Annotated in this window: 32 protein-coding genes and 1 pseudogene; 26 read left to right on the top strand and 7 right to left on the bottom strand. The window is 41.5% G+C overall.

Annotated features, from left to right (window positions below):
* Positions 1-3: 3 nt before the first annotated feature.
* The gene (gene plsB, locus AC1M9D_RS03875; protein WP_035265057.1) at positions 4-2,577 is read right to left on the bottom strand and encodes a glycerol-3-phosphate 1-O-acyltransferase PlsB; all 2,574 of its coding nucleotides are present in this window, start codon (positions 2,575-2,577) and stop codon (positions 4-6) included.
* 301 nt (positions 2,578-2,878) lie between these two features.
* On the opposite strand from plsB, the gene AC1M9D_RS03880 reads away from it, so the two are divergent.
* Together AC1M9D_RS03880 and AC1M9D_RS03885 are read left to right on the top strand one after the other, a co-directional pair.
* Entirely contained in the window at positions 2,879-3,751 is an 873-nt protein-coding gene (locus AC1M9D_RS03880) for an acyl-CoA thioesterase (protein ID WP_035265059.1), read from the top strand.
* A gap of 169 nt (positions 3,752-3,920) precedes the next feature.
* The gene (locus AC1M9D_RS03885) at positions 3,921-5,174 is read left to right on the top strand and encodes a dicarboxylate/amino acid:cation symporter (RefSeq protein WP_481592045.1); all 1,254 of its coding nucleotides are present in this window, start codon (positions 3,921-3,923) and stop codon (positions 5,172-5,174) included.
* 55 nt (positions 5,175-5,229) lie between these two features.
* Here AC1M9D_RS03885 and AC1M9D_RS03890 read toward each other — a convergent pair whose 3' ends face one another.
* The 6 genes from AC1M9D_RS03890 to AC1M9D_RS03915 form a co-directional block, all read right to left on the bottom strand.
* Entirely contained in the window at positions 5,230-6,174 is a 945-nt protein-coding gene (locus AC1M9D_RS03890; protein ID WP_481611551.1) for a metal-dependent hydrolase, read from the bottom strand.
* A 133-nt stretch (positions 6,175-6,307) separates the two neighbouring features.
* A complete protein-coding gene (gene yihA, locus AC1M9D_RS03895) occupies positions 6,308-7,162 on the bottom strand; it encodes a ribosome biogenesis GTP-binding protein YihA/YsxC (protein WP_035265068.1) in 855 nt (284 codons plus the stop codon).
* An 86-nt stretch (positions 7,163-7,248) separates the two neighbouring features.
* Positions 7,249-7,695, bottom strand: a complete 447-nt coding sequence (locus AC1M9D_RS03900; RefSeq protein ID WP_035265081.1) for an RrF2 family transcriptional regulator — start codon at positions 7,693-7,695, stop codon at positions 7,249-7,251.
* Between the two features lie 106 nt (positions 7,696-7,801).
* Positions 7,802-8,563, bottom strand: coding sequence for a globin domain-containing protein (locus AC1M9D_RS03905; RefSeq protein WP_481594893.1), 762 nt, complete (start codon positions 8,561-8,563; stop codon positions 7,802-7,804).
* A gap of 149 nt (positions 8,564-8,712) precedes the next feature.
* Complete coding sequence (locus tag AC1M9D_RS03910; protein ID WP_481611552.1) at positions 8,713-10,296, bottom strand: helicase HerA-like domain-containing protein; 1,584 nt, start codon at positions 10,294-10,296, stop codon at positions 8,713-8,715.
* 12 nt (positions 10,297-10,308) lie between these two features.
* Entirely contained in the window at positions 10,309-11,511 is a 1,203-nt protein-coding gene (locus AC1M9D_RS03915; RefSeq protein ID WP_481611553.1) for a PLP-dependent transferase, read from the bottom strand.
* 152 nt (positions 11,512-11,663) lie between these two features.
* Here AC1M9D_RS03915 and AC1M9D_RS03920 point away from each other — a divergent pair, with 152 nt between their 5' ends.
* From AC1M9D_RS03920 to rpmJ, 24 genes and pseudogenes are all read left to right on the top strand, one after another.
* Positions 11,664-12,422, top strand: a complete 759-nt coding sequence (locus AC1M9D_RS03920) for a type 1 glutamine amidotransferase (protein WP_481593797.1) — start codon at positions 11,664-11,666, stop codon at positions 12,420-12,422.
* Positions 12,423-12,657: 235 nt separating this feature from the next.
* Positions 12,658-12,969, top strand: coding sequence for a 30S ribosomal protein S10 (rpsJ, locus tag AC1M9D_RS03925; protein WP_004725677.1), 312 nt, complete (start codon positions 12,658-12,660; stop codon positions 12,967-12,969).
* A 59-nt stretch (positions 12,970-13,028) separates the two neighbouring features.
* Complete coding sequence (rplC, locus tag AC1M9D_RS03930; protein ID WP_481611554.1) at positions 13,029-13,667, top strand: 50S ribosomal protein L3; 639 nt, start codon at positions 13,029-13,031, stop codon at positions 13,665-13,667.
* Positions 13,668-13,678: 11 nt separating this feature from the next.
* Positions 13,679-14,281 carry a 50S ribosomal protein L4 gene (gene rplD / locus AC1M9D_RS03935; RefSeq protein WP_035265093.1) on the top strand — a complete coding sequence of 201 codons (603 nt, stop codon included), beginning with the start codon at positions 13,679-13,681 and terminating at the stop codon, positions 14,279-14,281.
* Positions 14,278-14,598 carry a 50S ribosomal protein L23 gene (rplW, locus tag AC1M9D_RS03940; protein ID WP_035265097.1) on the top strand — a complete coding sequence of 107 codons (321 nt, stop codon included), beginning with the start codon at positions 14,278-14,280 and terminating at the stop codon, positions 14,596-14,598. The genes rplD and rplW overlap by 4 nt, the downstream gene beginning before the upstream one ends.
* 11 nt (positions 14,599-14,609) lie before the next feature.
* The gene (gene rplB, locus AC1M9D_RS03945; protein ID WP_035265099.1) at positions 14,610-15,434 is read left to right on the top strand and encodes a 50S ribosomal protein L2; all 825 of its coding nucleotides are present in this window, start codon (positions 14,610-14,612) and stop codon (positions 15,432-15,434) included.
* A 19-nt stretch (positions 15,435-15,453) separates the two neighbouring features.
* Positions 15,454-15,729: a 30S ribosomal protein S19 gene (gene rpsS / locus AC1M9D_RS03950; RefSeq protein ID WP_004281508.1), complete on the top strand. Its 276-nt coding sequence runs from the start codon at positions 15,454-15,456 to the stop codon at positions 15,727-15,729.
* 11 nt (positions 15,730-15,740) lie between these two features.
* A complete protein-coding gene (gene rplV, locus AC1M9D_RS03955) occupies positions 15,741-16,070 on the top strand; it encodes a 50S ribosomal protein L22 (RefSeq protein ID WP_035265103.1) in 330 nt (109 codons plus the stop codon).
* Position 16,071: 1 nt separating this feature from the next.
* Positions 16,072-16,888, top strand: a pseudogene (rpsC, locus tag AC1M9D_RS03960) (30S ribosomal protein S3).
* Positions 16,828-17,241, top strand: a complete 414-nt coding sequence (gene rplP / locus AC1M9D_RS03965; protein ID WP_035265110.1) for a 50S ribosomal protein L16 — start codon at positions 16,828-16,830, stop codon at positions 17,239-17,241. The pseudogene rpsC and the gene rplP overlap by 61 nt, the downstream one beginning before the upstream one ends.
* Entirely contained in the window at positions 17,241-17,438 is a 198-nt protein-coding gene (rpmC, locus tag AC1M9D_RS03970; protein ID WP_035265113.1) for a 50S ribosomal protein L29, read from the top strand. The genes rplP and rpmC overlap by 1 nt, the downstream gene beginning before the upstream one ends.
* Positions 17,435-17,692: a 30S ribosomal protein S17 gene (gene rpsQ / locus AC1M9D_RS03975; protein ID WP_004691314.1), complete on the top strand. Its 258-nt coding sequence runs from the start codon at positions 17,435-17,437 to the stop codon at positions 17,690-17,692. The genes rpmC and rpsQ overlap by 4 nt, the downstream gene beginning before the upstream one ends.
* Positions 17,693-17,783: 91 nt before the next feature.
* Positions 17,784-18,152: a 50S ribosomal protein L14 gene (rplN, locus tag AC1M9D_RS03980; protein WP_035265119.1), complete on the top strand. Its 369-nt coding sequence runs from the start codon at positions 17,784-17,786 to the stop codon at positions 18,150-18,152.
* An 11-nt stretch (positions 18,153-18,163) separates the two neighbouring features.
* Entirely contained in the window at positions 18,164-18,481 is a 318-nt protein-coding gene (rplX, locus tag AC1M9D_RS03985) for a 50S ribosomal protein L24 (RefSeq protein ID WP_035265122.1), read from the top strand.
* Positions 18,482-18,497: 16 nt separating this feature from the next.
* The gene (gene rplE, locus AC1M9D_RS03990; RefSeq protein WP_004809796.1) at positions 18,498-19,034 is read left to right on the top strand and encodes a 50S ribosomal protein L5; all 537 of its coding nucleotides are present in this window, start codon (positions 18,498-18,500) and stop codon (positions 19,032-19,034) included.
* Positions 19,035-19,043: 9 nt separating this feature from the next.
* Positions 19,044-19,349 carry a 30S ribosomal protein S14 gene (gene rpsN / locus AC1M9D_RS03995; protein WP_067731180.1) on the top strand — a complete coding sequence of 102 codons (306 nt, stop codon included), beginning with the start codon at positions 19,044-19,046 and terminating at the stop codon, positions 19,347-19,349.
* A 12-nt stretch (positions 19,350-19,361) separates the two neighbouring features.
* Positions 19,362-19,757, top strand: a complete 396-nt coding sequence (gene rpsH / locus AC1M9D_RS04000) for a 30S ribosomal protein S8 (protein ID WP_035265132.1) — start codon at positions 19,362-19,364, stop codon at positions 19,755-19,757.
* Positions 19,758-19,770: 13 nt separating this feature from the next.
* Entirely contained in the window at positions 19,771-20,304 is a 534-nt protein-coding gene (gene rplF / locus AC1M9D_RS04005) for a 50S ribosomal protein L6 (protein WP_035265135.1), read from the top strand.
* 14 nt (positions 20,305-20,318) lie between these two features.
* Complete coding sequence (gene rplR, locus AC1M9D_RS04010; RefSeq protein WP_035265138.1) at positions 20,319-20,669, top strand: 50S ribosomal protein L18; 351 nt, start codon at positions 20,319-20,321, stop codon at positions 20,667-20,669.
* A gap of 2 nt (positions 20,670-20,671) precedes the next feature.
* Entirely contained in the window at positions 20,672-21,169 is a 498-nt protein-coding gene (rpsE, locus tag AC1M9D_RS04015; RefSeq protein WP_035265141.1) for a 30S ribosomal protein S5, read from the top strand.
* 6 nt (positions 21,170-21,175) lie between these two features.
* Positions 21,176-21,352, top strand: coding sequence for a 50S ribosomal protein L30 (rpmD, locus tag AC1M9D_RS04020; RefSeq protein WP_004786899.1), 177 nt, complete (start codon positions 21,176-21,178; stop codon positions 21,350-21,352).
* Positions 21,353-21,355: 3 nt separating this feature from the next.
* Positions 21,356-21,796, top strand: coding sequence for a 50S ribosomal protein L15 (gene rplO / locus AC1M9D_RS04025; RefSeq protein ID WP_179999269.1), 441 nt, complete (start codon positions 21,356-21,358; stop codon positions 21,794-21,796).
* A gap of 45 nt (positions 21,797-21,841) precedes the next feature.
* Positions 21,842-23,161 (top strand): preprotein translocase subunit SecY, encoded by a 1,320-nt coding sequence (secY, locus tag AC1M9D_RS04030; RefSeq protein ID WP_171076742.1) that lies wholly within the window; start codon positions 21,842-21,844, stop codon positions 23,159-23,161.
* A 20-nt stretch (positions 23,162-23,181) separates the two neighbouring features.
* Positions 23,182-23,298, top strand: coding sequence for a 50S ribosomal protein L36 (gene rpmJ, locus AC1M9D_RS04035; protein WP_000867907.1), 117 nt, complete (start codon positions 23,182-23,184; stop codon positions 23,296-23,298).
* Positions 23,299-23,401: the final 103 nt, after the last annotated feature.

Genomic DNA, 23,401 nt, shown 5'->3' on the forward strand with positions numbered 1-23,401 from the left:
ATACTATTTTTTCTTGCGTTTTAAGCGTTTTTTGGCTTGTTGATCAGCAACTGCATCCAAAGCTTCTTTGAGCTCTTCATCGTTAAATGAAGTGATATGTTGCAACATTTGTAAGGTTACATCATCTAGTACCAAGTTGGCATATTGAGCAACCTCTTTGAATTGTGCATCAAAGACTATTGCGCCTTCTTCGTTATTACTGATATAGCCTTGTTGAGTCAGAACTTTGATAAAACTTTGGAAGAGCGCTTTATCAAAGAATTCAGGTGAGTTGAACTCATAAAGTACAGATAAACGCTGACCTAATAGATGGCTTAAATCTTCGACCTGCTTGGTCGTAATATTTCCAGAGCCACGTTGAGTAATTAGGGCAAGTGTCATGTAGTAGCGTTCAATACTTTGCTTCACTGGAGCAGCAAGCACGACTAACTGATTGTGTTGTTCAGAGTTAGGTGCAGGGCTACATAAATTTCCATGTTCATCAATCGTAATCAACTGTGCTTCTACCAGACCTTGAACATAGTTACAGATCTGTTCTTTAAGCTCATCCGTATTCCACTTAAGGAAAAGTTCAGCTTTCAAGAATGGATAAAGTGTACGAATGACATTAATCAAATCGCCCTGTGAAATTTTACCATTGTGCTCGACCATCGCAGCAATCAGTGATGGCAAGACATAAGCATGCAAAATATTATTGCGGAAATATGTCAGTAATACTGCTTGACCATCTTCAATCGCAATAATATCGCCAAGGACATGTTTTACACGCTTAATCAACTTGAGTTTTAAACCATAAGCAATGATTTCTTTACCAGACAGTGGTGTGATTTGAACTCGATGATCATAAGGTAAAGCTGTTAGAAGATTTCGATAGGTATCTAACTGTTTAATACAAATCTCTTCATCAAGCGTGTGCTTGGAAGTCGATAAAAGAATAAGTGACAATAACGAAACTGGGTTGATAACAGCAGCACGGTTAATATTTTCAAGAATTGCATTTGCTGAGGTGTTGACTGCATCAGAAACTTCTTGAGGAATCGGGTCATCATTCTTCTCAATTTTGATATGTTCAGCACCATGCTGTTTCAAAATCTCATCAAGGAAGACGGGTTCACCAAAGTTTACGTGTACTTTACCGAAGATGCGTTCAATCTTTCTTAAGGTTTGTAAAATACCAAAGATAGATTCGGCCTCTTTAGGCTTACCATTCATTTCACCGACGTAAGTTGCACCTTCCATCAGGCGTTCATAACCAAAATAGGTCGGGACAAATACAATAGGTTTAGCACGACCACGCAAATGACTATGCACAGTCATTGCCAACATACCTGTTTTCGGCGGTAATAAACGTCCAGTACGTGAACGTCCACCTTCAATAAAGTATTCTAATGGCGTGTTTCGCGATAGGATACTGTATAGATATTCTTTGAATACAGTGGTGTATAACGCATTTCCACGGAAGGTTCGACGTATAAAAAATGCACCGCCACCACGTAAAAGCTGACCAACGAATGGCATATTCAGGTTATCACCTGCAGCAATGTACGGTACCATCATCCCACGCTTATAAATCACATAAGAGAGTAATAGGTAGTCAATATGGCTACGATGACAAGGTGTATAAATAATTTCGTAGTCTTTCGCTAATTCACGAACTGTATTGAAATTATGTACTTCTACGCCGTCATAGAGTTGAGTCCAAAGACGCGTCAGGGCTTGTTCTGCAAAACGTACTGTTGCATGAGAATAGTCTGATGCAATTTCATTCACGTAGCCGATCGCACGGCGCTCAGCTTCAATCAAACTGATTTTAGAGCGAATACTTTCTTTGCGAATTCCGTCCTGAACATCTTGAGATTTAATCAATGATTGCATCACGTTTCGACGATCTGACAAATCTGGACCTAATACAACTTCACGCTGACGATCTAGATAATCATTGAGTTGATTGACGATATATGTTGCAGGAGACAAGTTTGGATGTGTTACACGTGCGTAATCTACCAATTCGCGCAGTGATTTTGGTTCATGAAATTCAAGAAAAGATTGGCGACCATGTAAACCAATATTCATCAGTTGTTTAACAGTACTTGGCGTTGCCCAAGTGTCCGTAAATAGCAATTTAAATAATGAATCTTCTTTGTCCGGTGAGCGGCCCCACAATACAGTCACAGGTATAAGTTCAATGTCAGTATCTGGATGCTTATCCAATATCTCGATCAATCTGAGGAGACGAGGTGGAAATGCATGGGGTGGCGGATTAAGTAAGTTTGTTTCATCTTGGTGTTGTAAAAATAATACAGCAGCTTTCTCTTTATGGTCCCCGATCATGAGTGGGTCAAGTGCTGGCGCGAGATTTAATCGACGAGTTTCGCCGTCAACCACTAACGCATTACTACGCGAGTAATTTTGTAATACATAGCACACCACTTTTTTGTGAGTCGTGTTATTTTCAGTGGGTGGTGTTGAAGGTTGGGTTTCAGTAGGAACCTCTCCAAGAACATGCGGTGTTACTACGAGGTCAAGCAACTTACTGGAAAGTCGACGATACATTTGACCAAAGCCATTCTTGGACATACATACTCCTAGCCAAAGACGAATTTCGCATGACGCGAATGAAGGCAATTATTTTCTTAAATCTGTGATCAAAACAATATGTCATTTTCTAACAAAATGCACAGAATTTGGATGAATTTTCGTTAATAATCGTATTTTTAGCCAAAATATCAAATTTGTTTTATGACAATATAGTCAAGCAAAGTTTAGTTGTTTACTCGGAAATTATGGCAATATAGAGATTGAGTCATTAAATTGGAAAATCTGTTTAAATTCAACAGGCCCAATTTAATGTCGTAGCAATGAAATATATAGGTCCGATATGAATCAGCTCACGCAAGAACTCGTAGATTTACTCACGCTAGAAAGACTTGAAGAAAACATTTTTAGAGGCAAAAGCCAAAATTTGGTTGGCAAACGTGTCTTTGGTGGGCAAGTTCTAGGTCAAGCGTTACGTGCTGCTTCATATACAACTGATCGCCCTGCACACTCATTGCATGCATATTTCTTATTTGGTGGAGACGTTAATGCACCCATTATTTATGAAGTAGATCGAATCCGAGATGGGCGTAGTTTTGTGAGTCGCCAAGTTCGTGCGATTCAACATGGCAAGACGATATTCATGTGTATGGTATCTTTTGCAGACCAAGAAGAGGGTCTCAATTATCAAGTTGCTGAACCCGAATACCCACCAGTAGATGGGTTAAAATCTGAAGCTGAACTCAAGAAAATGATTGTGGATTTTGTACCAGAGAATGTGCGTGCCAGCTTTATGCGTGATCGTCATGTTGAAATTAAGCCTGTAATGCCAGTCAATCCATTCCAACCACAACCTGAGGCGCCGTCTTACGCGCACTATATTCGTACACATGATCGTTTGGCTGATGATGTAGATGAAAACGCATTACATCAGGCGATCGCTGCTTTTTATTCAGACTTTACTTTGATGACAACCGCGCTACGACCACATGGACTCAGTTATATTTCACCGAGTTTACAGTGTGCCAGCATTGACCATACCATGTACTTTCATAAACCATTTCGTGTAGATGATTGGATGCTCTATGACATGGAGGCAACGATTAGTGCAAGTTCAAGAGGATTGAACTTTGGACGAATGTGGCAAAATGGACAATTGGTCTGTAGTACAGTACAAGAAGGTCTAATTAGAATTCGTGAAATCGAAACGCAATAAGATAATTGATCTATGCTTCAAGCCAAATCTTCAGATTTGGCTTTTTTACTTCATATTTGTATTTATAAATTATTCGTTTCGGTTGCAAAGCTAACAAGAAAAAATGATCGATTCTTGAAGTCGCTCATGGCATAGTGCGACTAATAAATCAAAATGAAAAGCACAGGACATGAGTCTAAATACGCAAATTTTAATTGCTGCAATTTTAGGTGTGGCTTTTGGCTTCTTGTTAAATGTATTCCCTGATACAGCATTTTTTAACGGAAGTTTATATGGCTTAGGGATTGCCAGTAGTATTTTTATTGGTCTACTTAAACTATTACTGATTCCTCTAATTTTTAGTTCTATTGTTGTCGGAGTTTCCAATCTGCAGACTGGTGGCCAACTTGGTAGAACTTGGAAAATTACCCTTGCTTGTTGTGTCACAACCACAACGTTGGCGCTGATTTTAGGGCTTGCGTGTGCGCATCTTTTCGAGGTCGGGAAGGGTGTAGACATCACTATTTTTCAAGAGACCATGAATCAGCATCAGACGCCTGATACTTTGACTCCCTCGAGTTTTTTTACCAACTTTATCCAAAATACACTAATAAACCCGTTTAAAGCATTTGCTGAAGGTAATGTGTTAGCCGTTGTCGTTTTTGCACTTTTAATTGGGGTGGCTCTCGTTAAAGGTGGTGAAAAATTTAAAACAGTGAAAGCGTTGAGTCAGCAATTTTTTGAAATCATGATGTTGATGATTGGTTGGGTGATGAAGCTCGCACCAATAGGGATTTTTGCGTTACTGGCAAAGTTAATCGCGACGGAGGACCTATCTGTTCTGAGTCGATTAGCAGAATTTGCAGCAGTAGTCACGGGAACGACCATCTTTCATGGCCTTGTTGTTTTGCCTTTGTTGCTCTGGATTTTCGGGAGAATGAATCCAATTACATTTTTTAAGGGAACACGAGCAGCCTTGATTACGGCGTTTGCTACCAGCTCAAGTTCCGCAACCATGCCGCTATCAATGAAGTGTGCTCAGGAAAATTTAGGAGTAAGACCCCAGACTGCAGGATTTGTGATCCCTCTCGGGACACAGTTGAATATGGATGGGACGGCATTGTATGAGGCTGCGGCGGCGCTGTTTATTGCGAATTTAATGGGGCTTGACTTAACGTTAGGACAACAATTGATTGTGTGTGCGACAGCAATGATTGCATCTTTAGGGGCACCAGGTATACCTAGCGCAGGTATGGTTACCATGATTATGGTTTTACAATCAGTTGGACTCCCAGCAGAAGCAATCGCGATATTATTGCCGATTGACCGTTTGTTAGATACCGTTAGAACAGTGGTGAATGTGCAGGGGGATATGATGATTAGTGTTGTTGTAGATCGTTACACGAATCCTGATCATGAACCTATTGAAAAAAATACAGCTTAAAAGATTAGATCAGATATAAAAAAGCAGGGATCACCCTGCTTTTTTATTGAATACATTATGCAACTTTCAGTGCTGCACGTTCCGCTGCTGGTGACTGATTTAGATAGTTGATCGCATCTTCAGTTTTTGCTTCATGAACAGGGTCATACCAAGGCATTAAATAGCCGAGTTGTTGAGAAACAAGCCAGAATGGGTGAGGAAGTAAAGCATTGTCTTTTTGGGCAATTCGTGCCCATTCACGCCAAATCCAAGGTTTGTAAACAGCTGGTTTAATTGATTTAAAGCGAGGGTCTTGACCCATAATATGAGCAGCACCATCAACCCATAAACCTAATACAGCAGCAATCACAACTACACTTTGATAATAGCGAGAAATATAACCACCGCCAAGATGACGATATAAGTCAAATGCAACGGTACGGTGTTCAATTTCCTCAGCACCATGCCATTTTACGAGATCGAGCATATTGGCATCAGCACCCAATTCTCCCCATTTTTTGTTGTACAAGGCATATTTGCCGAGGACACAAGTCATATGTTCAACAGTAGCAATAATACCTAATCTAAATAAATCCCACTGATGATCTAAGGCTTTTGGGACGTTTAGACCTAAAGGTTTATCCGCTAAAAGTTTTCCAAAAAGAAAGTCCATGATATCGAGGTTACGTTGAATATCGATATGACGTGCGCTGAGATATTCTTTATTTGCTGAATTATGTGCTTGAGCGTGCATCGCTTCTTGGCGAATAAAAGCTTTCACATCTTCTGCAAGTTTTTCATCAGTAATTTTGGGTAATACTTTGTTGTACAGACGACAAAACCAAAATTCGCCTGCTGGTAAGATATTGTTAATTTCATTGATAAAATAACTAACGAAAGGCTGATTTGGAACCCAATCTACTGGTGTATCCGCCCACTCAAATTTAACTTTACGAGGTTTGATGTGATACTCAATAGAAGATCCAATCTTACTATTTCTTAATCGAGACAATAATTTCATCACACTTTCCTGAATTTTTGTTGTGATTATCATTTTTCAGTATAAAAAAATGCCCTCAAATAACCTTAGCATTTGAGGACATTGATGTATCAATTAGTGAATGTAATGATTTAACCATTCAGTAGGGTAGATACTATTCAGCTTTGTTGGATTCTAGTTCGGTTGTTTCGCTTGGTGATTCATCATCTTGTTGAATATCATGATCAAAATCTTCATCGATGTCTGATTCACTTACTTCAGGAATTGCACTTAGATCAAATCCGTTAGGTTGCTCAAGCGTAAAATTTAAACGACCAGCAATAACGCTTGCGAGTTCTTCAAGACCTTGCTTATTGAGGGATGAGAACAATTGGATAGAGAAGTTAAGCTTCATTTTCTTTAATTGAGCTTTGACTTCTTGCAATGCTTTAGAAGCTGGACCACGATTTAACTTATCTGATTTTGTTAATAAAACATGGACAAATAATTTACGTGAATAAGCCCATTCTAACATCATGACATCGAAATGTTGTAAAGGGTGTCGTATGTCCATTAACAATACAAGCCCTTGTAAACTTTCACGATGAATGAGGTAGTTTTCAAGCTCTTTTTGCCAAACGATTTTCATGCTTTCAGGTACAGCAGCATAGCCATATCCAGGAAGATCAACTAATCTTTGTTCGGCATTGCCCATGCTAAAAAAGTTAATCATTTGTGTGCGACCAGGTTTTTTAGACGCACGTGCAAGTTGTTTTTGATTAGTTAATGCATTAATCGCACTCGATTTACCAGCATTCGAACGACCTGCAAAAGCAATCTCATAACCTGTGTCTTCTACACATAAATTCAGTTTTGGTGCACTCATTAAGAATTCGGCTTTGCGCAACCAGTTGAGCGCTTGAACCGAATATTCAGTAATCGCTGGATCGGCTTTTTTCTCATAGCTGATCTTTTGCTTTGGGGCATTTGACGCCTTACTGTTTTTCGACTTTCCTCTGCTGTGATGCATAGCTCAACTTCAATAACTCAATTTACAATCAGCTATTATAAAGGAAGTCGCGCATGCAAGCGAATACTCAATCGAATTGAGTCAATCTATGGTGTAACTTGAATGAAAGGAATGGGTGAATCTGAATTGAATTTTATACCTGAGGTGGGTATAACATCCTTCAGTTTAAATTGATCTAAATGCTGATAAAACTGTTGGACTGCATGATCTAAAATGCCTTTCAAGCCACAGTCACTTCTTAATACGCATGGCGGGTTATGACACTCTACAATTTGCTGATCGCCTTGAAGTGTTCTCACTAAAGTCCCTAATGAGATATTCAGAGTTTGAGGGGCTAGACGTATACCGCCACCTTTGCCTCGACTGGTCATTAGCCAATTTTGTTTTGCCATAAAGTGAACGATTTTCATGGCATGGTTTTCTGAGACCTGCAATTGGTTTGCCAGTTCTGCAATGGTATAAGGCAAGTCGCGAGGTTGTGCGACATACATCAATATACGCAGCGCATAGTCGGTAAATTTATTCAGTTGCATAGATCATCATAAAAGATAGCTTATTTCCATCTTAACATTGAAAGCCCCGTGAACGGAGCTTTCAATGATCTCTTAAAATCTTATTTCGGTTAAAGATTTAGATGAATTAATTTTTTAGTGGTGCAGATACCTCAACCACATCACCTACTTGATAGTGGTTTAATAAGATATTTGCCACAGAATATTCAGTTGCTTCATCTACCGCTTTTACTGTGATTTGATACTGATCAGCTTGTGCAACATCAAAGCTAAATTGTTGTGGTTGGCGCATCTCTTGCCCCGGTACTTGGACTCGCACCGAAATATATTCACCTGCTTCAGCCGTCGCAATGGTGTGACCGTCTTTGGCAGCTAAAGTGAAGGTTTTGGTGTTAGCTTCAGCTTCAATCGCTGTAATTTTAAATTCACGCCAGCCAGCCCAACCACCATTTTGTGCAGTCAAAGCTTCATATTTTGATTTTTCGACACCAATTAAAATGTCTGCCAATTGCATATACGCGGCTTTCCAAGCAGCAATCAGATCAGAGTCCATTGGCACATCTAATACTTCGCTGATTGAATGCAGAAGGTTTTCACCCACAATCGAGTATTGATCCGCTTGAATGTCTAAACTTACGTGTTTAGTGGTAATTCGCTCAATCGCTTTTGCTAAAACTGTAGGATTTTCAATATTTTCAGCATATGCCAAAACAGCAGCAGCTAAAGCACGTGGCTGACGACCAGTACTTTGATGATCCATGTTAAATGTATTTTTTAACTCGGGGTTGTTGTTCAGCATGCGATTATAGAAATAGGTCGTAAGAGCAACACCATTCTCACGCAGAACGGGAACAGTCGCTTTTACAAGTTCAATATGTTGTGGCGTCATGAGCTTCAACTTTGGCTTTATTAAAAGATATATTTAAAATACATCTTTTAGGGTCGAGCTGCAATATGACTTGCATAGAAAACCTTAAAATAATTATGGGATATTAAAATATCCCATAATGAAGTTAAAAATGATGGGTAAAGGGAGGACTATTTTTTTCCAAATAATGAGCCTAGTAGACCGCGGACGATTTTTTGTCCAGTGCTTCCGCCGAGGCTTCGTGCAGCGCTTTTAGCAAACGTACCGACAATATCTTGGGTGAGTTTTTCACGTTGTTTGGCTGCACGTTCTGCTTCTTTTTGTTGTTCCCGGGCAAGGCGTTCTTGTTCTTTGACTTGCTGTTTTGCGAAAGCTTCTTGCTCTTTAGCAATTTGCTTTGCGTAGGCCTCTTGTTCCTTAGCTTGTTGTTTTGCTAACGCTTCTTGTTCGGCTTGTTGTTGACGCTGAACTACTTTGTTTTGCAGCATTTCAAAAGCACTTTCTCGATCAAGTACTTGCTCATAAACACCTGCAACCACACTGTTTGTCATGAGCGTCTTGCGCTCTTCAAACGTGATAGGTGTAAAAGATGAATATGGGGGCATGACCCAGCCGCGTTCAACCATTTGTGGAGTGCCTTTCTCATCTAGACAGCTAATTAGCGCTTCACCAACTGCCAACTCCGTAATGGCGTCCTGTACTTTGAATGCAGGATTGGGTCTAAAAGTATCAGCTGCAGTTTTTACTGCTTTTTGATCTTTTGGTGTGAAGGCGCGAAGTGCATGCTGAACACGGTTACCTAGTTGTCCTAAAACGCTTTCAGGTAAATCGAGCGGATTTTGGGTGACAAAATAAATACCTACTCCCTTGGAGCGGATTAAGCGTACCACTTGTTCGATTTTTTCTTGCAAAGCAGGGCTGGCATTGTCAAACAGTAAATGTGCTTCATCGAAGAAAAATACCAATTTCGGTTTATCCATATCACCGACTTCAGGTAATTGTTCAAACAGTTCGGAAAGCATCCACAGTAAGAAAGTCGCATAAAGCTTTGGTGTGTTCATTAATTTATCGGCAGCGAGCAAATTAATATTGCCGTGACCTTGTGCATCGGTTTGGATAAAATCCATGAGGTCTAATGCAGGCTCACCAAAAAATTGATCACCGCCTTGATCGGCCAGTGCTAGCAAATTACGTTGGATTGCACCCAAGCTGGCAGGAGAAAGATTGCCGTATTCTGCTTTAAAGTCAGCTGCATGCTCAGTCACATAAGTGATCATCGCCTTGAGGTCTTTAAAGTCGATCAGTAATAACCCTTGATCATCCGCGATGCGGAAAATCGCAGAAAGCACACCTTCTTGGGTGTCATTCAAATTTAGCATTCGGGCTAAAAGCAATGGACCAATTTCTGATACTGTAGTCCGAATCGGGTGACCTTGTTCGCCAAATAAATCCCAAAAGACCACAGGTGATGCGCTAAATGGGATTGATTCAATATTGAGGCTCTTGATGCGTTCATCAAATTTTGAATTGCTTTCACCAGCTTTGGCAAGGCTAGAGACATCACCTTTTGCATCGGCTAAAAATACCGGCACACCAATACGAGAAAAGTTTTCTGCCAAGACCTTTAAAGTGACTGTTTTGCCTGTTCCTGTTGCGCCGGAAATCAAGCCATGTCGGTTTGCCAGTTGCGAATGTAAAACAATCTCTTGGGATGTATCTGAGGTTTTTTTTGCGATGACAATTGGTGTGCCCATAATTATTCCTTTTTATTCGATCTTTTGTTGTTGCATTATTTTGAGTGCTTGTTGAATATCTTCTATCAAATCTTGCGGATGTTCCAGTCCTATACAAAAACGAACCAATATTCCTTCTTGTAAATGTGGATGTGCAAGCTCACGCATTTGATCAATTTGATAGAGCATTACTAAACTCACTGGGCCACCCCAGCTAAAACCTAATTTAAACAGGTTAAGCGCATCACAAAAATTGCGTATATCTTGAAGATTATATTTTTTATCAAAAATTACACTGATTAAACCTGCGCTTAATTCTGATAGGCAAACTTCTTTCCAAAAAGTATGACCTGCAGATTTTGGATTGGCAGGGTGCAATACTTGTGCAAACTCATTTTGCTGTTGAAGCCAGTTTAATAAAGTTAGCGCTGATTTAGATTGGTGCGTATAACGGAGTTCCATTGAAGATAGGCTGCGCTGAATCTGTGCGGTGTCATCGCCTGATATAGAAATTCCTTGAATTGCATGCATGCGAAATAGCTTGTGGTATAAATCCTTGTTTTTTGTTACGACACTTCCCATGAGAATGTCACCACCACCGCTTGGATATTTGGTGAGTGCATGGACGGTAATATCGACTGCTAAGTGTTCTGTACCAAAATCAAAAGCATTAAAAGCTAGACCCGCTCCCCAAGTATTATCAAGTGCGGTAAGCATCTTATGAGCTTGAGCTTTTTTCACCAGATTCGTTAAATCTGGAAATTCAAGTGTTACAGATCCTGCAGCTTCTAACCAAATTAACTTAGCTTTATCACTGGGTTTAAAGCTCTCAATATCAATCGGATTATAGACCTTAACGACAATACCATAACGTGATTCTAGGTTTCGCAAATGCTCCATATTTGGACCGTAAATATTGTCCGCGACCCAAACTTCATCACCATGTGCTAAAAAACAAGAATTCACCAAGTTGATTGCAGAGAGTCCGCTTGGTGCAAGTAGACAGTATTCTCCGCCTTCTAATTGTGCAATATTGTCGCCTAGCGTAAACGTGGTAGGGGTGCCATGCGTTCCGTAACTATAGTCATAAGGATCGGTCCAATGGCGATTGAAAAGAGCATCGGTATTTTCAAAAATGATCGTTGATGCGCGATAAATAGGGGGTTGAATACTATTTAAAAGTTGAGGTGCTTTTCTAGGGCTATGTATGAGTTGAGTTTGCGTATTTATTTTCACAATTTACCTGTATAAACCGTCATTTTATAACTAACAAAACATACTACTAAAAAACTGCATAGCTGTGCTTTGTTTAAAATTATTTAACAACCTATAGGTTGGCTTCATTTTTGCAACTGCTAGTGCAATATAAGAAAAGTTCGGGTTGGAAAATGAAGCCATTAAAAGTGCATTACTTTCAGCATATTGCTGGTGAAGGGTTCGGAAGTTGTTATGAATATTTAAAATCAATTGGAGCACAAATTAGTGCTACGGAATTTTTTGCCTTACCTGTTGAGATGGCATTAGAAATCGAGGCGTTACCAGCAATTGAAGATATTGATTTACTCATCATCATGGGTGGAGCAATGAGTGTAAATGATGAGGCTAATTATCCATGGCTAAAAATAGAAAAAAGATGGATCCGTCGATATTTATCACTAGGCAAGCCTGCAATTGGTTTGTGTCTCGGAGGTCAGCTTATAGCCAATGCTTTGGGAGCAAGTGTACGTTTAAATGAGCAACAAGAGTTAGGTTGGACTAAAGTCTTCAGAACTCAACATGGTTTATCAGATTACTTTGAAATACCTAAAGAATTGGAAATAATGCAATGGCACAGTGAGACTTTTGAGATTCCTAAAGGAGGCGTCAGACTGGCTGAAAATAATGTGTGTGCAAACCAAATGTACCAAATTGGAAAGAATGTGCTGGGTTTTCAGTTTCATCCAGAAATAACGCCGAAAGTTTTACAAATGTATATTGAGAATGAAGAGCATGAGAAGGTATTTTCTGGCGCTTATGTACAATCTTTAGATACCTTAAAACAAACAAAAAAAACTAAGTTCCAAAAAGGGAATGAATTGCTGATCGATGCAATTAATTATGTATTGGGGTTCGGGCAGGGTGTACAAAAGAAAGCCGCCAACGCTTAACCGTAAATTGAGAAAAAATGATAAATAGGTTTGCTTAACAGTTAAACAATCGTTATAATGGGCGACCCTTTGATATTAAGGGCTAAACAACGTTGATTGTTGTTTAGATCGTTACAGTCGTGGCATCGATCACGACCTTAGTGATTTTCACTGCCTCTGACACTTGCCTTGTTTTCGGACAGGGGGAGATGCGTCATGGGTGATTCTTTATATATTTGGCTTGGAGTTTACTGGTATGTCTAACCAGAGAATCCGTATCCGTTTGAAGTCTTTTGATCACCGTTTAATTGATCAATCTTCTCAAGAGATCGTAGAAACAGCAAAACGTACTGGCGCACAAGTTTGTGGTCCAATCCCGATGCCAACTCGCATCGAGCGTTTTAACGTTCTAACTTCACCGCACGTTAACAAAGATGCGCGTGATCAGTATGAAATCCGCACTTACAAGCGTTTGATCGACATCGTTCAACCTACAGACAAAACTGTAGATGCATTGATGAAATTAGATCTTGCAGCTGGTGTAGACGTTCAGATCGCATTGGGTTAAGGCTTTCGGTTAATTAACACTCTAAGTTAATTAAGCCGCTTTTTTAGAGGTTTATGCACATGGCTATTGGTTTAGTCGGTCGCAAGTGCGGTATGACACGTATCTTTACAGATGCTGGTGTTTCTGTACCTGTTACAGTGATTGAGGTTGATCCTAACCGCATCACTCAAATCAAAACGCTTGAAACTGATGGTTATCAAGCGATTCAAATCACTACTGGTGAACGTCGCGAATCTCGCGTTACTAATGCTCAGAAAGGTCACTTCGCTAAAGCGGGGGTTGCTGCTGGTCGTTTAGTTCAAGAATTCCGTGTTACAGAAGCTGATCTTGAAGGTTGTGAAGTTGGCGGAACTATCGGTGTAGATTTGTTCACGGTTGGTCAAATTGTTGACGTAACTGGTCAGTCTAAAGGTAAAGGTTTCCAAGGTGGTGTTAAGCGTTGGAACTTCCGTACTCAAGACGCTACTCACGGTAACTCTGTTTCTCACCGTGTTCTAGGTTCTACAGGTCAAAACCAGACTCCTGGTCGCGTATTCAAAGGCAAAAAAATGGCTGGCCATTTAGGTGCTGAACGCGTAACTACACAGGGTCTTGAAATCGTTGCTATCGATACAGAGCGTTCAGTTCTTGTAGTTAAAGGCGCGGTTCCTGGTGCTACCGGTGGTGACGTAACTGTTCGTCCTACTATCAAGGCTTGAGGGGAAATAACGTGAATTTAAATACTGTTTCCGGCTCTGCTGTTGAATTATCAGAAGTTGCGTTCGGTCGTGAATTCAATGAAGCTCTTGTACACCAAGTTGTTACAGCTTATTTAGCTGGTGGTCGTCAAGGTTCAAAAGCTCAGAAATCACGTGCAGACGTTTCTGGTGGTGGTAAAAAACCATTCCGTCAAAAAGGTACTGGTCGCGCTCGTGCTGGTTCTATTCGTAGCCCAATCTGGGTTGGCGGTGGTAAAACTTTTGCTGCTCGTCCACAAGACTGGTCTCAAAAAGTAAACCGTAAAATGTATCGCGGTGCTATGCAATGCATCCTAGCTGAACTTGTTCGTCAAGATCGCTTAGTTTTAGTTGAAGAGTTTGCTGTAGCTGCTCCAAAAACTAAAGAATTGCTTGCAAAACTTAACGACTTGAATGCTACTCGTGCATTAATCGTTACTGATGCTGTTGATGAGAACTTGTATCTAGCTGCTCGTAACCTTCCACACGTTGATGTGGTTGATGCTGCTGCTATCGATCCTGTTAGCTTGATCGCGTTCGATAAAGTTGTTATGTCTGTAGCTGCTGCTAAGAAAATTGAGGTAGAACTCGGATGAACAACGAACGTATCTATCAAGTCCTAAAAGGACCTGTATTCTCAGAAAAAGCACAAGTTTTAGGTGAAACTGCTGGTGTTCAAGTGTTTAAAGTTGCTATCGATGCAAACAAACTTGAAATCAAAAAAGCAGTTGAACAATTATTTGGTGTAGAAGTTGTTAAAGTTAACACGACTATCACTAAAGGTAAGACTAAACGCTTTGGTAAAACTATCGGACGTCGTTCTGATGTTAAAAAAGCATACGTCACCCTGAAAGCTGGCCAAGATGTAGAAATGGCTGACTTGGGCGATACCGCTGAAAGCACAGCGGAATAAGGACGAGAATTATGCCTATTCAAAAATGTAAGCCAACGTCTCCAGGACGTCGCTTTGTAGAGAAAGTCGTTCACGACCATCTTCACAAAGGTGCGCCTTATGCTCCGTTGGTAGAAGCTAAAAAACGTACTGGTGGTCGTAATAACAACGGTCACATTACTACACGTCACGTTGGTGGTGGTCACAAGCAACATTACCGTATTGTTGACTTTAAACGTAACAAAGATGGCATTCCTGCGACTGTAGAGCGTATCGAATACGATCCTAACCGTACTGCACACATTGCATTAGTTTTGTATGCTGACGGTGAGCGTCGTTATATCATTGCGCCTAAAGGTCTACGTGCTGGTGATAAAGTTCAATCTGGTAACGATGCTCCAATTCGTCCAGGTAACTGCTTACCACTTCGTAACATGCCTATCGGTTCTACTCTTCACAATATCGAGCTTAAAATCGGTAAAGGCGCTCAATTAGTGCGTTCTGCTGGTGCTTCTGCTCAGTTATTGGGTCGTGACGGTTCTTACGCAATTATTCGTCTACGTTCTGGCGAAATGCGTAAAGTACACGTTGAATGTCGCGCAGTTCTTGGTGAAGTTTCTAACCAAGAAAGCAACTTACGTTCACTAGGTAAAGCTGGTGCTTCACGCTGGCGTGGTGTTCGTCCTACCGTTCGTGGTATGGCGATGAACCCGGTAGATCACCCACATGGTGGTGGTGAAGGGCGTAACAAAGGTATTCAACCTGTAAGCCCATGGGGTCAAAAAGCTAAAGGGTACAAGACACGTACCAATAAGCGTACGACTAAGATGATCATTCGCGACCGTCGCGTTAAGTAACAAGTAAAGGAATCTGACAATGCCTCGTTCTCTGAAAAAAGGCCCATTCGTCGATGCGCACTTGTTCGCTAAGGTTGAAGCGGCTATCGCGGCTAATAACCGTAAGCCGATCAAAACTTGGTCGCGTCGTTCGATGATCCTCCCGGATTTTGTTGGTTTAACAATTTCTGTACACAATGGTCGTAACCATGTTCCGGTAATCGTATCTGAGCATATGGTTGGTCACAAGCTTGGTGAATTTGCACCGACTCGTACTTACCGTGGTCACGGTGTTGACAAGAAATCTAAACGTTAATAGGTGCTATGATGGAAGTAACTGCTAAATTACGCGGTGCCGCTATCTCGGCACAAAAAGCTCGTTTGGTTGCAGACTTGATTCGCGGCAAATCTGTTGCGCACGCTCTTAACATCCTAAACTTCAGCAACAAAAAAGCTGCAGTTTTAGTTAAGAAAGCGTTGGAATCTGCGATTGCAAACGCTGAACATAATAACAGTTTAGATGTAGACGATCTTAAAGTTTCTACGATCTACGTTGATGAAGGCATGAGCCTTAAGCGTATTTTGCCACGTGCTAAAGGCCGTGCAGATCGTATTACTAAGCGTACTTGTCACATCACCGTTAAGGTAGGGGTTTGATATGGGTCAGAAGGTTCATCCAATCGGTATCCGCCTAGGTGTTGTGAAACGTCATAACGCTAACTGGTATGCGAATCCGAAACAATACGCTGAATACTTGCTTAAAGATCTTCAAGTTCGTGAGTTTTTGAACAAAAAACTCAAGAATGCGATGGTAAGCAATATTCTTATCGAACGTCCAACAGGTGCTGCTAAAGTAACAATTAGCACTGCTCGTCCTGGTATCGTAATCGGTAAAAAAGGCGAAGACATTGAAAAATTACAGCGCGAACTTACCAACATTATGGGTGTTCCAGCGCAAGTAAGCATCAACGAAATTGATCGTCCAGATTTAGACGCTCGTCTAGTTGGTGAAGCAATTGCTTCTCAATTAGAAAAACGTGTAATGTTCCGTCGTGCTATGAAGCGTGCGGTTCAAAACACTATGCGTGCTGGTGCGAAAGGTATCAAAGTTGAAGTTTCTGGTCGTTTAGGCGGTGCAGAGATTGCACGTACTGAATGGTATCGTGAAGGTCGTGTACCTCTACATACTCTTCGTGCTGACATCGACTATTCAGCGGTTCGCGCAGAAACTACTTACGGTACGATCGGCGTTAAAGTTTGGATCTTCCGTGGTGAGATCTTGGGCGGCATGAAACAAGTCATGAACCCAGCTCCAGCTGAAGAACGTCCAGCTAAACGTGGTCGCGGTCGTGGTGAAGGTCAAGAGCGTCGTGGTCGTCGCAATGATCGTTCTGCTGAAAAAGGAGAATAATCCATGTTGCAACCTAAACGTACTAAATTCCGTAAAGTGCAAAAAGGCCGTAACACTGGTCTAGCACATCGCGGTAGCACAGTATCTTTTGGTACTATCGCACTTAAATCAGTTGAACGTGGTCGCATGACTGCGCGTCAAATTGAAGCAGCGCGTCGTACAATCAGCCGTCGTGTAAAACGTGGTGGTAAGATCTTTATCCGTGTATTCCCGGACAAACCAATTACTGAAAAACCATTAGAAGTTCGTATGGGTAAAGGTAAAGGTTCTGTGGAATATTGGGTTTGTGAAATCAAACCAGGTAAGATCCTGTACGAAATGGAAGGTGTGAACGAAGAATTAGCGCGTGAAGCATTTACGCTTGCTGCTGCTAAACTTCCGTTTAAAACCACTATCGTGACTCGGACGGTAATGTAATGAAAACTAAAGATCTACGTGAAAAGTCGGTAGAAGAATTGACAGCTTTGCTTGATGAGCAACAGTTGAACCAATTCCGTCTTCGCATGGCTAAAGCAACTGGTCAATTGGGTAAATCGCACGAAGTGCAATTAACTCGTAAAACTATTGCTCGCATCAAGACCCTCCTTACCGAAAAACAGGGGAACGCACAATGAGTGAGCAAACAGTTCGCACGTTAACAGGCAAAGTAGTAAGCGACAAGATGGACAAGTCTATCGTTGTTCTTATCGAACGCCGCGTTCAACACCCGTTGTATGGCAAATCAATCCGCCGTTCAACAAAATTACACGCTCATGATGAGAACAACACTGCTAAAACTGGCGATGTTGTAACTATCAAAGAAAGCCGCCCAATTTCTAAAACTAAGTCTTGGACTTTAGTTGAAGTTGTTGAAGCAGCTGCTGAGTAAATAACGTTCTTGTTGCATCATCGGTCAATTTCGAGTACTCTTTGAGCCTTTCGAAATTGTGACCGGTGATGCTCGGTTTTGGAGTAGGGCAATGATTCAGACCGAAACTATGCTCGACGTAGCAGACAACAGTGGTGCTCGCCGCGTACAATGTATTAAAGTACTTGGTGGTTCACATCGTCGTTATGCTTCAGTTGGCGACATTATTAAAGTTACTGTAAAAGAAGCAATTCCACGTGGCCGTGTTAAAAAAGGCGACGTAATGAATGCAGTAGTTGTACGTACAAAATTCGGTATCCGTCGTCCAGATGGTTCTGTTATTCGTTTCGATGATAACGCTGCTGTTATTTTGAACAACAACAAAGCTCCGATTGCTACTCGTATTTTCGGACCAGTGACTCGTGAACTTCGTACTGAACAGTTCATGAAAATCATTTCATTGGCTCCTGAAGTTCTATAATAGAGGCAATCATGGCTAAGATTAAAAAAGGCGATCAAGTAATCGTGATCGCAGGTAAAGAAAAAGGCAAACAAGGTACTGTTTTGTCTGTTTCTAATGACCGAGTTAAGGTTGAAGGTCTTAACTTAGTTAAGAAGCATCAAAAGCCTAACCGTGCAACAGGTGCTGAAGGCGCTATCGTTACACAAGAAGCTTTGCTTCATATCTCTAACGTGGCAATTTTTAATGCTACAACCCAAAAGGCTGACCGTGTTGGTTACCAAGTGATTGACGGCGTGAAAACTCGCGTTTACAAATCAAATGGTGAATCAGTGGCGGTAGCGAAGTAATAGGTTGAAATAGGCAATGGCCAGACTTAAAGCGCGTTACAACGACGAACTTAAAGCTCAATTACAAGAACAATTGGGCGTTAAGAATGTGATGGAGATCCCTCGCATCACTAAAATCACGATCAATATGGGTGTTGGTGCAGCTGCTGCTGACAAAAAACTCCTTGATGGTGCTCTTTCTGATATGCAAGCTATCGCTGGTCAAAAACCAGTTCTTACGTTAGCTCGTAAATCTATCGCTGGTTTCAAAATCCGTGATGGTTGGCCGATTGGTTGTAAAGTTACTTTACGCGGCGAACGCATGTACGAATTCTTAGACCGTTTGATCTCTATCGCGATCCCTCGTATCCGTGACTTCCGTGGTTTCTCTGCGAAATCATTTGACGGTCGTGGTAACTACTCTATGGGTCTTAAAGAACAGATCATGTTCCCTGAGATCGATTTTGATAAGATTGACCGTATTCGTGGTATGGATATTACCATCACTACGACTGCTCGCACCGATGACGAAGGCCGTGCGCTTATGCGTGCATTCGGCTTCCCGTTCAAATAAGAGGTCGATATGGCTAAGAAAGGTATGATTAATCGCGAATTGAAACGCGAAGCTACTGTTGCTAAATACGCTGCAAAACGTGCTGAATTAAAAGCTGTTATTGCAAACGTAAATGCAAGCGACGAAGAGCGTTTCGAAGCGATGATGAAGTTACAAGCATTACCACGTAATGCATCTCCAGTACGTCTTCGTAACCGTTGTGGTTTAACTGGTCGTCCTCATGGTTACTTCCGTAAGTTCGGTTTAAGCCGTAACAAATTACGTGACACAGTAATGCAAGGTGATGTACCGGGCGTTGTTAAGGCAAGCTGGTAAGGAGCACTATAAATGAGTATGCAAGATACCGTTGCCGACATGTTAACACGTGTTCGTAACGCACAAATGGCGAAGAAACAAACTGTTTCTATGCCAAACTCAAAGTTAAAAGTTGCGATTGCTAACGTTCTTCAACAAGAAGGTTATATCGCTGACGTAGCTGTTGCGGATGCTGAAGGCAAACCAACACTTACTTTGACTTTAAAATATTTCGAAGGCAAACCAGTTATTGAAACTGTGAAGCGCGTTAGCCGTCCAGGTTTACGTCAATATCGCGGTAAAGATAACCTTCCAAGCGTTAAGCAAGGTTTAGGTATTGCAATTGTTTCTACAAGCAAAGGCATCATGACTGATCGCGCTGCACGTGCTGCAGGTATCGGTGGTGAAGTTATTGCTTTTGTTTCTTAATAGGTGATTCCTCATGTCTCGTGTGGCTAAAGCCCCAGTAACTGTACCTAACGGTGTAACAGTTACTCAGAACGGCCGGCAGGTCGAAGTGAAAGGCAGCAAAGGTACTTTGTCTTTCAACCTGCATGCGCTGGTCGAGCTAAAACAGGAAGACGGTATTCTAGCTGTTGCTCCTAAAGCTGAATCTAAAGATGCTTGGATGCAAGCTGGTACTGCTCGCGCTGTGCTTAACAACCTTGTTAAAGGTGTTAGCGAAGGTTTCGAACGTAAGTTACAACTTATCGGTGTTGGTTATAAAGCTGCGGTTAAAGGGAACACAGTTCACCTTAACCTAGGTTTCTCTCACCCGATCGATTACAACCTTCCTGAAGGTGTAACTGCTGAAACTCCTACAGCTACTGAAATCGTGCTTAAATCTGCTGATAAAGCAGCTTTAGGTCAAGTTGCTGCAGATATCCGTGGTTACCGTCCGCCAGAGCCATATAAAGGTAAAGGTGTTCGTTATTCTGATGAAGTTGTACTTCGTAAAGAAGCTAAGAAGAAATAAGGCGCGAGGTTCTTATGAACGAAAAGAAACAAACCCGTTTGCGTCGTGCGAAAAGCACACGCTTGCACATCCGTGCATTGGGTGCGACTCGTTTGTGTGTAAACCGCACTCCGCGTCACATCTATGCTCAAGTAATCTCAGCAGATGGTGGCAAAGTATTAGCGCAAGCTTCTACTTTAGATGCTACGTTACGTAGTGGTACTACAGGTAACGTTGAAGCAGCTACTAAAGTTGGTGCTTTAATCGCTGAACGTGCTAAAGCAGCTGGCGTAACTAAAGTTGCATTTGACCGTTCTGGTTTCAAATATCATGGTCGTATCAAAGCCTTGGCTGATGCTGCTCGTGAAAACGGCTTGGAGTTCTAATCATGGCTAAAGTTGAACAAAACGAAGGTCTTGTTGAAAAGCTGGTTGCCGTTGATCGTGTAGCCAAAGTTGTTAAGGGTGGTCGTATCTTCTCTTTCACAGCATTAACTGTTGTGGGTGATGGTAATGGTCGCGTAGGTTTTGGTCGTGGTAAAGCTCGTGAAGTTCCAGCTGCTATTTCTAAAGCACTTGAAGCTGCTCGTCGCAACATGATTACTGTTGAACTTGTTGATGGTACTGTTCAGCACCCTATCAACGCTCGTCACGGTGCTAGCCGTGTTTACATGCAACCTGCTTCTGAAGGTACTGGTGTAATTGCTGGTGGCGCTATGCGTGCTGTTTTAGAAGCTGTTGGTGTACGTAACGTATTAACTAAATGTTATGGTTCTACTAACGCTGCGAACGTAGTAAACGCGACTTTCAATGGTCTGCGTGATATGACTTCTCCTGAGAAAGTTGCTGCGAAACGTGGTCTTTCAGTAGCACAAATTCAAGGGTAATCAATCATGAAAACGATTAAAGTTACCCAGACTAAATCTGCATCGCATCGCTTGAAAAATCACAAGCTTAGCCTTAAAGGTTTAGGTCTGCGTCGTATTGGTCACACTGTAGAAGTTCAAGATACTCCTTCTAACCGTGGTATGATCAATCAAGTTTACTATATGGTTAGTGTAGAGGAATAAGCCATGACTCTGCGTTTAAATACAATTGCACCTGCAGAAGGTGCTAAACGTGATAACCTTCGTTTAGGCCGTGGTATTGGTTCTGGCGTTGGTAAGACTGGTGGCCGTGGTGTCAAAGGTCAAAACTCACGTAAGAGCGGTGGTACTCGTCCAGGTTTTGAGGGTGGTCAAACTGCATTATATCGTCGTCTACCTAAGTTCGGTTTCACTAGCCAATTGGCTTTGAAAACTGCTGAAGTACGTTTGTCTGAACTTAACAAAGTTGAAGGCGATATCGTGTCTCTTGAAACTTTAAAAGCAGCGAACGTTGTACGTAAAGATATGATTCGTGCTCGTATCGTTCTTTCTGGTGAAATCACTCGTGCATTCACTGTTCAAGGTGTTGCATTGACTAAAGGCGCTAAAGCTGCTGTTGAAGCTGCTGGCGGTAAAGTCGAGGAGTAATCGCGAGTGTCTATGTCTCCTAGTTCTACAGGTCATGTTCACATGATGAAAGGTCAACCATTTCACGTTAAATATCGTGAAATTATACGCCGATTAATGTTTTTAATTGGTGCTTTGGTGGTCTTTCGACTAGGAGCGCATATTCCGCTGCCAGGTATTGATAATGTCGCTTTAGAACGTTTCTTTAATGCAAACCAGGGTACTTTCCTTGGTTTGTTTAATATGTTCTCAGGCGGGGCATTGGAACGAATGTCCATTCTTGCGTTGGGGATCATGCCGTATATTTCTGCATCGATTATTGTGCAGTTAATGTCAACGGTTGTTCCTTCGCTGGAAGCATTGAAAAAAGAAGGCGAGCAGGGCAAGCGTAAGATTAACCAATATACGCGTTACGGCACATTATTCCTTGCAATTGTACAAGGTATTGGTATGTGTGCGGGTCTGATCAGTCAAGGGATTACCTTTACTTCAGGTTTAGCATTCTATATTCCTGCATTAACGTCTTTAGTTGCAGGTACCATGTTCTTAATGTGGTTGGGAGAGCAAATTACCGAACGTGGTGTTGGTAATGGGATCTCTATGATCATCTTTGCAGGTATTGTTGCTGGTTTACCAAGTATGGTTGTGCAATCATTTACCCTTGTGGAAAATGGTCAATCAAGTTTAATTGGTATTGCTATATTTGGCTTATTATCTTTAGCTGTTTTAGCTGCGATTGTGTTTATTGAAAAAGCGCAACGTCGTATACCTGTTAACTATGCTCAAAAGCAGCAAGGTCGCCGAGTATTTACTGCACAGCAGACTCACTTACCATTAAAAATAAATATGGCGGGTGTAATTCCAGCAATTTTCGCAAGTTCGTTATTGCTGTTTCCTGCAAGTTTAGGTCAATGGTTAGGTAGTTCTGATCCTAATGCAGGGATCGTTAAGCGTACACTACAAGATTTGGCATTAGTTTTATCGCCTGGACAACCATTATATTTGGTGCTATTCGGTGCGCTTATTATTTTCTTCTGTTATTTTTATACGGCACTAGTTTTCAGTCCTAAAGAAGTATCAGAAAACTTAAAGCGTAGTGGAGCTTATGTACCTGGTATCCGCCCAGGTGAGCAAACTGCTCGTTATTTAGATCATATTCTTAGTCGTTTAACATTTATCGGTTCGATTTATATCACTGTTGTATGTTTAATGCCGATGGTGCTTCAAAGTTCTTTTGGTATTCCATTCCATTTGGGTGGTACATCGCTGTTGATCGTGGTTGTTGTAGTTATGGACTTTATGGCTCAGCTACAGGCACACCTCACATCGCGCCAATATGATAATCAAACACTAATGAGTAAAACGACTGCTCATCCTAAGGGATAAGCGCACTTAGAGGTTTCATCATGAAAGTTCAAGCTTCTGTAAAGAAAATTTGTGGTAGCTGTAAAGTTATCCGTCGTAATGGGGTAATCCGCGTGATTTGTAGCGCTGAACCTCGTCATAAGCAGCGTCAAGGTTAATCTGATCAAGACCTGTTGATTTCAGTAGGCTAATTAGGTTATTATCCGCCCCTCAAAGATTTTGTGGGGCGGTTGATTATCTCTACTGCCTTTTTGGAGAAAG

It is taken from the genome of Acinetobacter sp. ANC_7682 (genome assembly GCF_056779795.1).

What these genes read in the sequence shown, in the direction of transcription:
- plsB (WP_035265057.1), bottom strand. Translation starts at nt 2,577, where the DNA reads ATGTCCAAGAATGGCTTTGGTCAAATGTATCGTCGACTTTCCAGTAAG.
- AC1M9D_RS03880 (WP_035265059.1), top strand. Translation starts at nt 2,879, where the DNA reads ATGAATCAGCTCACGCAAGAACTCGTAGATTTACTCACGCTAGAAAGA.
- AC1M9D_RS03885 (WP_481592045.1), top strand. Translation starts at nt 3,921, where the DNA reads ATGAGTCTAAATACGCAAATTTTAATTGCTGCAATTTTAGGTGTGGCT.
- AC1M9D_RS03890 (WP_481611551.1), bottom strand. Translation starts at nt 6,174, where the DNA reads ATGAAATTATTGTCTCGATTAAGAAATAGTAAGATTGGATCTTCTATT.
- yihA (WP_035265068.1), bottom strand. Translation starts at nt 7,162, where the DNA reads ATGCATCACAGCAGAGGAAAGTCGAAAAACAGTAAGGCGTCAAATGCC.
- AC1M9D_RS03900 (WP_035265081.1), bottom strand. Translation starts at nt 7,695, where the DNA reads ATGCAACTGAATAAATTTACCGACTATGCGCTGCGTATATTGATGTAT.
- AC1M9D_RS03905 (WP_481594893.1), bottom strand. Translation starts at nt 8,563, where the DNA reads ATGACGCCACAACATATTGAACTTGTAAAAGCGACTGTTCCCGTTCTG.
- AC1M9D_RS03910 (WP_481611552.1), bottom strand. Translation starts at nt 10,296, where the DNA reads ATGGGCACACCAATTGTCATCGCAAAAAAAACCTCAGATACATCCCAA.
- AC1M9D_RS03920 (WP_481593797.1), top strand. Translation starts at nt 11,664, where the DNA reads ATGAAGCCATTAAAAGTGCATTACTTTCAGCATATTGCTGGTGAAGGG.
- rpsJ (WP_004725677.1), top strand. Translation starts at nt 12,658, where the DNA reads ATGTCTAACCAGAGAATCCGTATCCGTTTGAAGTCTTTTGATCACCGT.
- rplC (WP_481611554.1), top strand. Translation starts at nt 13,029, where the DNA reads ATGGCTATTGGTTTAGTCGGTCGCAAGTGCGGTATGACACGTATCTTT.
- rplW (WP_035265097.1), top strand. Translation starts at nt 14,278, where the DNA reads ATGAACAACGAACGTATCTATCAAGTCCTAAAAGGACCTGTATTCTCA.
- rplB (WP_035265099.1), top strand. Translation starts at nt 14,610, where the DNA reads ATGCCTATTCAAAAATGTAAGCCAACGTCTCCAGGACGTCGCTTTGTA.
- rpsS (WP_004281508.1), top strand. Translation starts at nt 15,454, where the DNA reads ATGCCTCGTTCTCTGAAAAAAGGCCCATTCGTCGATGCGCACTTGTTC.
- rplV (WP_035265103.1), top strand. Translation starts at nt 15,741, where the DNA reads ATGGAAGTAACTGCTAAATTACGCGGTGCCGCTATCTCGGCACAAAAA.
- rplP (WP_035265110.1), top strand. Translation starts at nt 16,828, where the DNA reads ATGTTGCAACCTAAACGTACTAAATTCCGTAAAGTGCAAAAAGGCCGT.
- rpmC (WP_035265113.1), top strand. Translation starts at nt 17,241, where the DNA reads ATGAAAACTAAAGATCTACGTGAAAAGTCGGTAGAAGAATTGACAGCT.
- rpsQ (WP_004691314.1), top strand. Translation starts at nt 17,435, where the DNA reads ATGAGTGAGCAAACAGTTCGCACGTTAACAGGCAAAGTAGTAAGCGAC.
- rplN (WP_035265119.1), top strand. Translation starts at nt 17,784, where the DNA reads ATGATTCAGACCGAAACTATGCTCGACGTAGCAGACAACAGTGGTGCT.
- rplX (WP_035265122.1), top strand. Translation starts at nt 18,164, where the DNA reads ATGGCTAAGATTAAAAAAGGCGATCAAGTAATCGTGATCGCAGGTAAA.
- rplE (WP_004809796.1), top strand. Translation starts at nt 18,498, where the DNA reads ATGGCCAGACTTAAAGCGCGTTACAACGACGAACTTAAAGCTCAATTA.
- rpsN (WP_067731180.1), top strand. Translation starts at nt 19,044, where the DNA reads ATGGCTAAGAAAGGTATGATTAATCGCGAATTGAAACGCGAAGCTACT.
- rpsH (WP_035265132.1), top strand. Translation starts at nt 19,362, where the DNA reads ATGAGTATGCAAGATACCGTTGCCGACATGTTAACACGTGTTCGTAAC.
- rplF (WP_035265135.1), top strand. Translation starts at nt 19,771, where the DNA reads ATGTCTCGTGTGGCTAAAGCCCCAGTAACTGTACCTAACGGTGTAACA.
- rplR (WP_035265138.1), top strand. Translation starts at nt 20,319, where the DNA reads ATGAACGAAAAGAAACAAACCCGTTTGCGTCGTGCGAAAAGCACACGC.
- rpsE (WP_035265141.1), top strand. Translation starts at nt 20,672, where the DNA reads ATGGCTAAAGTTGAACAAAACGAAGGTCTTGTTGAAAAGCTGGTTGCC.
- rpmD (WP_004786899.1), top strand. Translation starts at nt 21,176, where the DNA reads ATGAAAACGATTAAAGTTACCCAGACTAAATCTGCATCGCATCGCTTG.
- rplO (WP_179999269.1), top strand. Translation starts at nt 21,356, where the DNA reads ATGACTCTGCGTTTAAATACAATTGCACCTGCAGAAGGTGCTAAACGT.
- secY (WP_171076742.1), top strand. Translation starts at nt 21,842, where the DNA reads ATGAAAGGTCAACCATTTCACGTTAAATATCGTGAAATTATACGCCGA.
- rpmJ (WP_000867907.1), top strand. Translation starts at nt 23,182, where the DNA reads ATGAAAGTTCAAGCTTCTGTAAAGAAAATTTGTGGTAGCTGTAAAGTT.